The 10,482-nt window shown below is 56.2% G+C and carries 12 protein-coding genes and 1 pseudogene; 10 read left to right on the forward strand and 3 right to left on the reverse strand.

Annotated features, from left to right (window positions below; translation table 11 throughout):
- Nucleotides 1-178 precede the first annotated feature (178 nt).
- The 3 genes from H567_RS28800 (at nucleotide 179) to H567_RS0120365 (ending at nucleotide 2,004) form a co-directional block, all read left to right on the forward strand.
- Nucleotides 179-646, forward strand: a complete 468-nt coding sequence (locus H567_RS28800; RefSeq protein ID WP_153306299.1) for a hypothetical protein — start codon at nucleotides 179-181, stop codon at nucleotides 644-646.
- A 172-nt stretch (nucleotides 647-818) separates the two neighbouring features.
- Nucleotides 819-1,385 carry a DNA-3-methyladenine glycosylase I gene (locus H567_RS0120360; RefSeq protein ID WP_035255504.1) on the forward strand — a complete coding sequence of 189 codons (567 nt, stop codon included), beginning with the start codon at nucleotides 819-821 and terminating at the stop codon, nucleotides 1,383-1,385.
- 109 nt (nucleotides 1,386-1,494) lie between these two features.
- Nucleotides 1,495-2,004 carry a class I SAM-dependent methyltransferase gene (locus H567_RS0120365; protein ID WP_153306300.1) on the forward strand — a complete coding sequence of 170 codons (510 nt, stop codon included), beginning with the start codon at nucleotides 1,495-1,497 and terminating at the stop codon, nucleotides 2,002-2,004.
- 1 nt (nucleotide 2,005) lies between these two features.
- Here H567_RS0120365 and H567_RS0120370 read toward each other — a convergent pair whose 3' ends face one another.
- Together H567_RS0120370 and H567_RS28150 are read right to left on the reverse strand one after the other, a co-directional pair.
- Complete coding sequence (locus H567_RS0120370) at nucleotides 2,006-2,422, reverse strand: type II toxin-antitoxin system HicB family antitoxin (protein WP_028322808.1); 417 nt, start codon at nucleotides 2,420-2,422, stop codon at nucleotides 2,006-2,008.
- A 9-nt stretch (nucleotides 2,423-2,431) separates the two neighbouring features.
- The gene (locus tag H567_RS28150) at nucleotides 2,432-2,620 is read right to left on the reverse strand and encodes a type II toxin-antitoxin system HicA family toxin (RefSeq protein WP_084517646.1); all 189 of its coding nucleotides are present in this window, start codon (nucleotides 2,618-2,620) and stop codon (nucleotides 2,432-2,434) included.
- Between the two features lie 218 nt (nucleotides 2,621-2,838).
- Here H567_RS28150 and H567_RS0120375 point away from each other — a divergent pair, with 218 nt between their 5' ends.
- The 7 genes from H567_RS0120375 to H567_RS28155 all read left to right on the forward strand — a co-directional run bounded on the left by H567_RS0120375 (nucleotide 2,839) and on the right by H567_RS28155 (nucleotide 8,878).
- A complete protein-coding gene (locus tag H567_RS0120375; protein ID WP_028322809.1) occupies nucleotides 2,839-3,093 on the forward strand; it encodes an AbrB/MazE/SpoVT family DNA-binding domain-containing protein in 255 nt (84 codons plus the stop codon).
- On the forward strand, nucleotides 3,081-3,410 hold the full coding sequence (locus H567_RS0120380) for a type II toxin-antitoxin system PemK/MazF family toxin (RefSeq protein WP_028322810.1): 330 nt from the start codon (nucleotides 3,081-3,083) through the stop codon (nucleotides 3,408-3,410). The genes H567_RS0120375 and H567_RS0120380 overlap by 13 nt, the downstream gene beginning before the upstream one ends.
- A gap of 378 nt (nucleotides 3,411-3,788) precedes the next feature.
- Nucleotides 3,789-4,544 (forward strand): MinD/ParA family ATP-binding protein, encoded by a 756-nt coding sequence (locus H567_RS0120385; RefSeq protein WP_028322811.1) that lies wholly within the window; start codon nucleotides 3,789-3,791, stop codon nucleotides 4,542-4,544.
- A gap of 4 nt (nucleotides 4,545-4,548) precedes the next feature.
- The gene (locus tag H567_RS27580) at nucleotides 4,549-5,604 is read left to right on the forward strand and encodes a HAMP domain-containing protein (RefSeq protein WP_051185167.1); all 1,056 of its coding nucleotides are present in this window, start codon (nucleotides 4,549-4,551) and stop codon (nucleotides 5,602-5,604) included.
- A gap of 15 nt (nucleotides 5,605-5,619) precedes the next feature.
- Nucleotides 5,620-8,172, forward strand: coding sequence for a hypothetical protein (locus H567_RS0120395; RefSeq protein ID WP_028322812.1), 2,553 nt, complete (start codon nucleotides 5,620-5,622; stop codon nucleotides 8,170-8,172).
- Nucleotides 8,173-8,246: 74 nt separating this feature from the next.
- Nucleotides 8,247-8,525 (forward strand): type II toxin-antitoxin system RelE/ParE family toxin, encoded by a 279-nt coding sequence (locus H567_RS0120400; RefSeq protein ID WP_028322813.1) that lies wholly within the window; start codon nucleotides 8,247-8,249, stop codon nucleotides 8,523-8,525.
- A 20-nt stretch (nucleotides 8,526-8,545) separates the two neighbouring features.
- Nucleotides 8,546-8,878 carry a HigA family addiction module antitoxin gene (locus H567_RS28155; RefSeq protein ID WP_279615012.1) on the forward strand — a complete coding sequence of 111 codons (333 nt, stop codon included), beginning with the start codon at nucleotides 8,546-8,548 and terminating at the stop codon, nucleotides 8,876-8,878.
- A 476-nt stretch (nucleotides 8,879-9,354) separates the two neighbouring features.
- Here H567_RS28155 and H567_RS29700 read toward each other — a convergent pair.
- A pseudogene (locus H567_RS29700) lies at nucleotides 9,355-10,312 on the reverse strand (integron integrase).
- Nucleotides 10,313-10,482: the final 170 nt, after the last annotated feature.

Consider the following 10,482-nt stretch of genomic DNA (forward strand, 5'->3'; position numbering starts at 1 on the left):
TATTTATACAGCTATCACTTGTGAATATCAAGATCCGATTGCGTCAAATTTGAAGCCTAGATCCCCTCAGGATCGGTTTATACGACACATCAGCCGCCTAAATCCAATAGGCAGCCAAATCGAGGTTTTTCGCGGCTTCAATTGAGACGTCGAATATAAAGTTCGCCAGGAGATATATATGTCAAAACAGAAACTGGGGTACCTGATCTTTGACCTTCCGAGCGATCATGAAGTCGAAAGTGAACTTGCTACGGAGTGCAAGACAATCCAGTCGATAATTCATAACAAAGGAATGCGGGCAAGAGTAAAACGCATTTGTGTTGCATCGCGGGAACGATTCATGAACTACCCCACATACAAATATTCTGTGCAATTTGTACACATAGCATGTCATGGCGGCAAATCAGGAATTGGCATGCTCGGGGGTACGGTAAGCTGGGCCGAAGTGTCCAAACAAATAATTAAACATATCCGACCATTATCAAATGATGAGCAAAGGATAATATGCTTTTCATGCTGTCATTCCTTAGATGAGTTTAAAAAGACAAAAACTCATTTGCATCCATATTTTACAGGTGCATATATTTTCACCGAGGAGAGCGTGCCCTTCGCAGAATCGATTACAGTGTGGTCAATGTTTTATTAAAAAAAACGTCTTTCAAGGCCGCATGGGGTTATCGTTGAATCAATCAATAAGTTTATTGGACGCGAACTGATCTCTTTTAAAAAGTACTAATGTGGCGAACAACGGCATACAGCGGATCGCAAAAAGCGTGCGCCCGCTGATGCGGAACGTTATGCAAAAAGGATATATCTGTATGAAACGATGTGATTGGGCTAATTCAAACCTGTTGGAACATTATCATGATGAAGAATGGGGTGCGCCAGTACATGACGACCGAAAACATTTTGAAATGCTGATACTGGAAGGCGCTCAGGCAGGGTTGAGCTGGGAAACGGTGTTACGCAAAAGGGAGGCATATCGTGAGGTGTTTAAGGGATTTGATCCTGAGAAAGTCGCACGTATGACTGATGGTGAACTCGAAGAACAGTTGAAAAATCCCGGGATTATTCGCAATCGCCTTAAAGTGTTTGCCATGAGAAAGAATGCGATTGTATTTCTAAATATACAGAAAGAATTCGGCAGTTTTGATGCGTACATTTGGCAGTGGGTTAATGGAAAATCGATCAATGGGAAACGCAAGACGATCAAGGATGTCCCTGCAAGAACAGCCGAAAGCGATGCACTTTCCAATGACCTCAAAAAGAGAGGAATGTCGTTTGTTGGTTCAACAATCATATACGCCTATATGCAGGCTGTAGGCATAATGAATGATCATTTGGTTTCGTGTTTTCGATATTCTGAAGTAGAAAAATTACAGTAATCATGCATAACCTTGCTCTTTCAGCCGACAGTCTAAAGCCTGCGGCTGAAGAGCCCGTTGGGTCAATCGACTGGCGAAATTGGCAAGTCGCTCCGGTGAGGCTGCGAAAGTGATCAATAAACGAATCGAGAGAAAAACATCACGAACCGCTGAGATGACTTGCCTTTCACGCGCGGTGTCATCTCTGGAAAAAGGAGACCATTATCACGGCGACGACCATCTTGCCGTGTGTCTTCTCCCAAGCTTTATCAGGGTGCTCATTCACACTTCTCTATGTCGAAAGTTCTTTGTCCGCTTCCTTGTGCCCAAGGGGGTTTATGAGTACGTTATCGCCCGAACCAAATATGTCGATGCCGCATTTCGGAGGGCATTGACTGAGAGATTCGACCAAATCCTTCTGTTTGGCGCCGGCTTCCCCCTGATGCAGCACGTGATCTCAAGGATTTTTCTTCACCGCTTCGCCGCTCAGTCCCAGCGCTACGCGGTGGATCCCGGTTTGGCCAATATCAAGAAAATCAAGCGTTTGCGCGGAGACGACCTGGTGGTCGCCGCACAAGCAAACGTGCAGATTGACGCCGAGATTGGCCAAAAAGGCCATTTCCGGATGGAAAGTAATTAAATCAAACAGATGCCTCTGATTGGTTTGCTTGAATAGCATTCTGTGCGGCGTGAACAAGAAATGAAGACCGTGACATACCGCGCTTTCTAGCTGCAGCATCGATTTGTTTAAGAGTCATTTCGGGAACGGTGATATTGACCCTGACCGTTCGGGGCCTGGCATCCGGGACGTCAACGACCAGATAGGCCACAGCATCGGCGAAATCGGGATCGGCCATAATCTCTTCGAGCTTTGATGGGGCGGGCAATTTTTCTCCATCTTCAATCATGCCTTGAATATGGAGCGTGAGAGCCTCTTGGGCCATGTCCTTAGCTTCGTCGATGTCTTTCCCGGCCGTGATGCAGCCCGGAAAATCGGGAAACGAGATGCCAAAGTCACTTTTGGGATCTTTGTGTACGATTGCGATGTAGTTTGCCACGGTTACACCTCAGCTAAACTTGATTCCCGATTGGCGCTCGATGCTTTTTACAGTACCAATCGGCATGTCCTTTTTGGGGTGTGGTACGGTAACCCGTCCATTTTTGTATGGATGCCGAAATTGAGCATGGGAGCCGACTTTTGCCACTTCGCTCCATCCGTTTTGTTTGAGAATCTTGATAATTGTTCGGCTATCCATGATGTGTATTTATACACATTATAATAGGCTGTGTCAAAAAAAGTCAACGGATAACACGTCGCTCCAACCGGCGTCAGGCCTCGGTGCGGCCTCCTCGGCTGAGCTTGCCGTTGGCAGAAAGCGGATCAGGGTATAACTCACACGATTCCCAAGTTTTTCTTGACAGAGGCCGCTCAGGTACCTACAATGTGCATACAGATGTTTCAAGGAGATATTTCATGAGGGCACGTATTGTAAAGATCGGTAATTCAAAGGGGATTCGGCTGCCAAAGCCGATTATCGAACAAGCCGGTATAGCCGAGGATGTCGAAATTGCTGTGGAGGGTGAAACAATCATTATTCGCCCCATTTCGACACCCCGTGCCGGTTGGGATCAGGCATTTCAACAAATGGCCGAAAATGGTGACGACCTGCTGGTCGATGCCGAGGAAGCGGTATCGCATTCTTGGGATGAGACAGAATGGCAATGGTAGTCAGACGTTTTGATGTCTACTTGATCAACCTCGATCCTACAGTGGGATCGGAAATAAAGAAAACTCGTCCCTGCCTGGTCATTTCACCTGACGAGATGAACCGTCACATACGAACTGTTATCGTGGCACCTATGACCACAGCCGGTAAGGCTTATCCCACTCGCGTGTTTTGCGAATTCCAAGGCCGAAAGGGTCAAATCGTGTTGGACCGGATTCGCACAATTGACAAGTCCAGGCTCATAAAGAAAGCTGGTACAATTGACCCTCAAGTTCAGGTGGAAGTCATTTCGACGCTGCAATCGATGTTTGCGTACTGAATTAATCGACAACGGCATCAAGACGGACGGGCTGAACGCACGGGCCGTTTCGAGCTTTCAGGTGCAATGATCGTGTTCCCCAATTCAGCTTCCATTCCAACCCGCCCGCCGCGTTCAGCCGCCCGCGCCCCCTCGAAGACCTCCCGCTCCAGCCCGCCTTCCTCCCGGACATACCTGCAGGTCTTTTCGATGACATCCGGCTCCGCCCGGTGCCATCCTCATTGACGTATCGCCGCCGGGCGTCTATGATGGCCGCGGGATCGGCGAGGCAGTCTCCGCCTGGGTTCGCGTGAACGGTAGAGCCGTGCGGCCGATGTCGTCGCATCGGATCGATCCCATCCCCGTCGACGATTTTCATCCACTCTCTCAGGAAGCGACATGGCCAGGATCATATCGGTGCATTCATTCAGAGGCGGAACGGGGAAGTCGAACATCTCGGCCAACCTGGCGGCCGTCTATGCCATGCGCGGGGCGAGGGTCGGGGTGATCGACACGGACATCCAATCGCCCGGCATCCATGTCATCTTCGGCCTCGGCGAGGAAGAGATCGCATACTCCCTGAACGACTATCTGTGGGGGCGGTGTTCCATCGAGCAGACGGCCTGCGACGTGAGCGCCTCCCTGGAAGGGCGCTGCAAGGGGGCCGTCTATCTGATCCCCTCGAGCGTCAACGTCGCCGACATCGCCCGCGTCCTTCACGACGGCTACGACATCAACCTCCTGAGCGACGGGTTCAGGGCCCTCATCGAGGGGCTCGAACTGGACGTCCTGATCATCGACACCCACCCGGGCCTGAACGAGGAGACCCTGCTTTCCATCGCCGTCTCGAGCGCCCTGCTGGTCGTCATGCGTCCGGATTATCAGGACTACCAGGGGACCGCGCTGACCGTGGAGGTGGCGCGCGAGCTGGAGGTCCCGAAGATGCTGCTCGTGATCAACAAGGTGCCGGCAAGCTTCGATGCCGGACAGATCCGGTCCACGGTCGAGCGGACCTACAACTGCCCGGTCGCTGGGGTCATCATGCACTCGGATGAGATGATGACCCTCGCCAGTCAGGGGATCTTCATCGTCCGCTATCCAGGGCACCCCATCGTCGCCGAGTTCAACCGCATGGTGGACGCCCTTTCAGGTTGACACTATGGCTTCCGTCCGTCCGCGCCCGCCCCGCTGGAGTTTGAAGATCGCCGCTGTCTGCGTGGCGATGGGGTGCGTTTACGGGATCGCGAACTTCCTGTCCGGAAAATACTATCTGCCGGGCTGCAGTTTTGCGGAGCTGCGGCCGCAGGTCGCTCTGCCCATGTTCATCGGGGTCCTGTACGGCCCGCTCGCCGGCTTCGCCACGGGGGCGTCGGGCGACATGCTCGGCTACGCCTTCGCGGGCAAGGGCCCGCTCTTCGCCCTGCACTGGAGCTTCGCCAACGGCCTGATGGGGCTCATCCCCGGACTGGCCGGCCGGTTCGGCGCGAGGCCGGTCGATTCCATCCTGTCCTTCGTCAAGCTGCTGCTCCTCCTCCTGCTGGCTTCGGCCCTGCCCTTCGCCCTGTCCACGGGGGTCGAGGTCGGACTCGGGCGCGTCGCGTTCCATAACGCGCTCTTCAGCCTCTTCCTGCCGATCTTCATCACCGACACCCTCTGGGCCTTCATGCTGGTGCCGCCCCTGATGCAGCTCTTCGGCCTCCTGATCGCCCGCGTCGAGATACGCACGATCCAGGCCGTTTACTACCTCCTGATCGTCACGGTCATGGCGACCTGGCTGAGCAGCATCTTCATCACCATGCGCGAGCGGATCGCGGTCGAGGAGCTTTACGGCCTCGGGGCGGTCACGCTGGTCGTGCTGATCACGGGGCTGGCGGTCTGCGCCGTCCTGTCCAAGAAGATCACGGCCCCCATGCTGGGCCTGACCCGCGTCGCCCGGCGGGTCGCCGACGGGGACTACACCCATGTCGAGGAGCTGAAAAGCATCTCGAGCCGGCAGGACGAACTGGGGACCATGGCCCAGGTCTTCACGGACATGCTGCAGGCCGTCGAAAAGCGCGAGAAGGATCTGCGCAACGAGGTGACCACCCTGAAGATCCAGATCGATCGGGGCAAGCAGTGCGCCGATCTCGAGAAGATCACCGGATCGGACTACTTCAAGATGCTCAAGGCGAAGGCCGGGAACCTGCGGCAGAAGGCCGGAGCGGCGGAGCGATGAGAGGAGAAGGACCTCTTGGCTGACGAGAAAGACACGCGGCGGATCGATTCGATTCTGAGCAACCTCATGCACACGCCCCGCTTCGGCAAGGCGACGGCGGGGCGCGATCTCCGGCGCGGCCCCCGGGGGACGTCCTTCGGGGTGCCGCTGATCGAGCAGGACGACGGCGGATTCCTGATCGACATGAGCGCCGTGAGGGTCTTCTCGGGGCTCCCGGGCTTCGTCAGCCTCCTGGCCAGGCAGGTCCTCGAACAGTCCCGGAATTCCTCGGTGGACGTCCTCGTCCAGGTCATCGTCGATCCGGGGACCACGGCCGAGCTGGCCGCCCTCGGCGTCACCCATGTCGTCGTCTACGCCCGCCGCCCCGTCGCGGGGTATCTCCTCCAGGACCAGGAGGGGTTCGTCCGGGATCTGCGGCTCGTCTTCGACGCCGTGCAGCTCCCGCAGTGGGGCGGATTGCTCTTTCCGCGCGCCTTCCAAAAAAAGGAGGAAGCCGAGGCCGCCGTCCTCTTCCCCTTTCATGTCTCGAAGGAAGCCGGCCAAAGGCATTTCATGCTGGTGGAGCACGACCGGGAGGGCCGTTTTCTGCGCATCACCGTCGAGGACGGCGCCCAGTCGCGCCTGTTCCTGAAGCGGATCCCCCACCGGGTGGTCACGGACATCGGCCGAAGGCACTACAGCCTGGACATCGCCGCGATGGCCGAACAGATCTTTGTGGGGATCCACCACGAGTGCCAGAACCAGCAGCACGAGTACATCGAGATCCCCGGCCGCCAGGCCGCCCTGTTCGAGCTGCTGATCGCCTCCGGACTCGCGGCCGTCCGGGACGCGGCCTTCAGCTGGAGCCAGGAGACAGCCGAAAGCCTTCTCCTTTCGGGCGGCTCGACCTTCGTCCAGCTTCTGTCCAAGGTCCTGGTGCTGCTCGAAGACGACGTCGTCATGCAGACCCTGTCGGACGGCCACTGCATCGAGATGCTCGATGCCCGGGACCATGTCTACATCGATCTCTCGCGGAAGGGGGCGCGGCTCAACATCGCCATCGGGGCCCGGCGCAAACGGCCGGACATGCACGCCCACCTCCTGCGGATGCCGCACCTCCTCGCCTGCCAGGAGGCCGCCCGCCCCGATTTGCTCCAGGATTACCGCATCCTCCTGATCCACCACACCACCTCGGAGGTGCTCGGCTTCGTGAGGGCGCTGGAGGCCTCGCAGTGCGCATCGGTGACGACCCTCTTCATCAACTATCAAGGGGTGGTCCCGGACTATTATCTAGAGGACATCCTGAGCCTCCCCGACCGGCGGTTTTCCTTCCATGCCCTGCAGCGGGTCGAGCTTCGCGACTCGGTCGCGGGGGCCTACATCCTCTCCCGGCAGTATTCCCCGCTCGATCGGCTGGCACGGCTCGATCAGGCCCTTCGAACGCTGCGCGGAGGCTATCTCGAATCCATGCGCCTTGCGGCCGGCCATCTCTTTTTCCGGGAGGCCGTGGCGGCCCGGAAGGAGGGCCGCAAACTCCTCCTGATCGAAGACGGCGGATACGTCGCCCCGGTCCTGAACCGACTCTGCCGCGCCGGGCTTGCCGCCTCCAAGGCGCTCGAAGCCTATGCGGTGGAGGCGCCCGAGGACCTCCCTGATTCGCTTCCGCTCGACGCCTGGCTGAAATCGATCGTCCCCGCGACCTTCGAACACACGGCCAACGGCTACTACCAGCTGCAGGAAACGGAGGCCGAGTGCGGCGGCCTTGCCCTGCCGGCCTTTACGATCGCCTCCTCGCGATACAAGAACATCGTCGAGGCGGAGGCCTGCGCCCACTCCATCCTCAGCGCGGTCGAGTCCATCTTCAACGGCCTCGGAAAGTGCATGATGCACCGAAACGCCCTCGTCCTCGGCTCGAGGGGGAACATCGGCCGCTTCCTCTTCCGGACCCTGAAGGAGCGCGTCACCTACGGGTCCGTGTGGGGGCTGGACCTGAAGGTGCAGACCGGCCGGGAAGAGACCTCCTCCGAGTTCTCCGACGCCGCCGCGCTTCCGGAGGGCCTCTGGAAACAGACGGATCTGTTCCTGGGCGTCACCGGCGTCTCGGTCTTGAAAAAGCCCTTCTTCGAACGCCTGATCGCCGAGGGGACGGCCCGGGACCTCTTCTTCGCCAGCGGCTCCACGAAGACGATCGAGTTCACGGACCTCCTCGCCCTGATCGAGGAATGCTCGAACGCGGATCGTCCTGCCATCGACGGGCGACCGGTGCGCGTCGAGAAATACCCGATCAAGGACCCCCAGAACCGTGTCCTCCAGGGCCACCACGTAAAAATCACCTTCCTGGACGGCGAAACCCCCTCAACGTCAGAGGCCGCCCCCGCCAAGCACCTCTATCTCCTGGGCGATTGCATGCCCATCAATTTTCTCTATTACGGCGTCCCTGGGGAGGTGATCGACGGGGTCTTCGAAGAGCTCTTCAGCCTCCTGAAGGGGGTTCTCTCCCACTACGAAAAGGGCGACGCCTATCCCCCGGCGATTTACGCCCTGGACCGGAACATCGACAAGAACGGGAACGGCCGCCCAAGCGTCTGATACATACACCTTTCCCGGTTTTCCCTGGAAATATCTTCTTGACAGGCGTAACCTCGCAGGTTACACTGCACGTAATGATAAAATCGTTTAAACATAAAGGTTTGGAAGAATTCTTTTATACGGGGGTCAAGAAAGGAATTAAGCCTGAACATGCAAACAGGCTTGAACGAATCCTCGACCGCCTCAATGCTGCAACTGAGATTAAGGATATGAATTACCCTGGCTCATCCCTTCACCTGTTGAGCGGCGATAAAAAAGGATTTTATGCAGTGAAAGTATCAGGCAATTGGCGAGTTTTTTTTCAATTTATCGACAGTGATGCATATGTTGTGGATTACGATGATTACCATTAGAGGGTATGCCAATGCGTAGAATGACGAGATGTCCGACACATCCGGGCAGCATAATAAAAGAAGACTATCTCTTGCCTCTATCCATCACAATCAAGGATATGGCTGAATCGCTCGGAGTTTCGAGAAAAACATTATCTAAAATTATAAATGAAAGAGGTGCCGTCACACCGGAGATGGCCTTGCGCTTGTCACGTGCCTTTCATACCACTCCGGACTTTTGGCTTAATTTGCAGAAAAATTTTGACCTTTGGCAAGCGGAAACAGAATCGCAAGAATGGAAAAAGGTAAAGCCATTTCCCCGAGAAATGCTCCATGATCATGATGCATCGCCCAACTGCGAACCAGCCACTTGATAGGGTCCGGGTTGGCAGCACCTCTTCCGCAATATTTATCAACGTAAAACATGTCCGGTTTTTCACTCGTGCATCGGAGCGGCTGGCCTTGGAGTCTGCTTCCCCCGCATCACCGAAATCTGCTGCAACGAGTATATGCCCATATGGGCATGCATACGCGGGAAATATCCGCCGGAGTTCCAGGGCCGGCGAAGCGCAGCCTAACGGGCTGATCGAGATAGCTTTCCCTTTCCCACGCCTGCTTCAATTCCAACACATGCCCATACAGCGTATGTAAGACGTCCAAAATGCCCTTCAAGCTCAAATCGCTTTTTCTGTTCAATATCTAAACGAAATTAGATTGACATTCAGGATGACTTTTACGATGATTTGCCCGATCGATAATCAAGCCGGAGTTATGCGCAGAAAAAGGTGCGCTGAAACATGAGGGAACATCATTCCCGACGGTAGTGGAAATTCCCCACACTCACCGTGTTTCAATCCAACGGGCTTTTGACCGCTTTCCCTCCTTTGCCGACTACATGCGTATAGATCATCGTTGTGCTGACATCTCTGTGACCCAGCAGTTCCTGGACCGTTCGAATATCGCAGCCATTTTCGAGCATGTGGGTGGCGAAGCTGTGCCTGAACGTATGGCAGCTTCCGTGTTTAGCGATACCGGCCTCCCGGATCGCCGTTTTGACAGCGCGCTGCAGGACAGATTCATGCAGATGATGGCGTGTGACAGCGGATGTCCTGGGGTCTCTGCACAGTTTGGAGGCTGGAAACACATACTGCCAGCCCCACTCGCGCGGGGCGTTGAGGTATTTCCTGGCCAGTGCGAAGGGGAGATTGACCCTTCCAAAACCGTTTTCGAGGTCAGTCCCGTGGATGAGCCGCACCTTTTCGAGGTGCCGCTGAAGGGGTGTTCCCAACCGCCTCCGGGAGCATGGTGACCCAGTCCTTCTGCCCCTTACCGTCTCGGACGGTGATCTGGCTATAGGTGAAGTCGACGTCTTTGACCCTAAGTCGGAGGCATTCCATCAACCGCAACCCAGACCCATAGAGAAGGGCCGCTATGACCCAAAGGACTCCGTCGAGGCGGGCGAGAATGGCCCTAACCTCGTCCCGTGTGAAGACGACCGGAAGCCGGCGGGGTCTTTTGGCCCGTTCGATGTCGTCGATCCAGCCGAGGTCTTTCTTGAGCACGTTGCGGTAAAGGAACAGGATGGCGCAGAGCGCCTGATTCTGGGTGGGGGCCGCCACCCTTTTTTCCACAGCCAGATAGCTCAGGAAAGCGCTGACGTGGGCTTCTCCCATTTCCAGTGGGTGCTTCCGGTTGTGGAAGAAAATGAACCGCTTGATCCAATGGCCGTAAGTCTGTTCGGTGCGATAGCTCATGTGCCGGACACGAAGCGCAGCCCGGACCTGGTCGAGAAGTTTCGGCTTTTCCATCGCATTTCTCCCGGGATGTCTACCCGCGGGTTCCGACAAGGGCCTTTCAGTAGGGCGGCCTTAGATGGCGGCGGACGTCCGGCACCCTTCGTACGTACCCGAGTGGATCAACTTGGCGGCGCGGCGGACGGGGAGGCACTTGAAAAGGCGGAACGATCGGGAAATGGCGA

It is taken from the genome of Desulfatiglans anilini DSM 4660 (assembly GCF_000422285.1).
GTDB classification, from domain to species: domain Bacteria; phylum Desulfobacterota; class DSM-4660; order Desulfatiglandales; family Desulfatiglandaceae; genus Desulfatiglans; species Desulfatiglans anilini.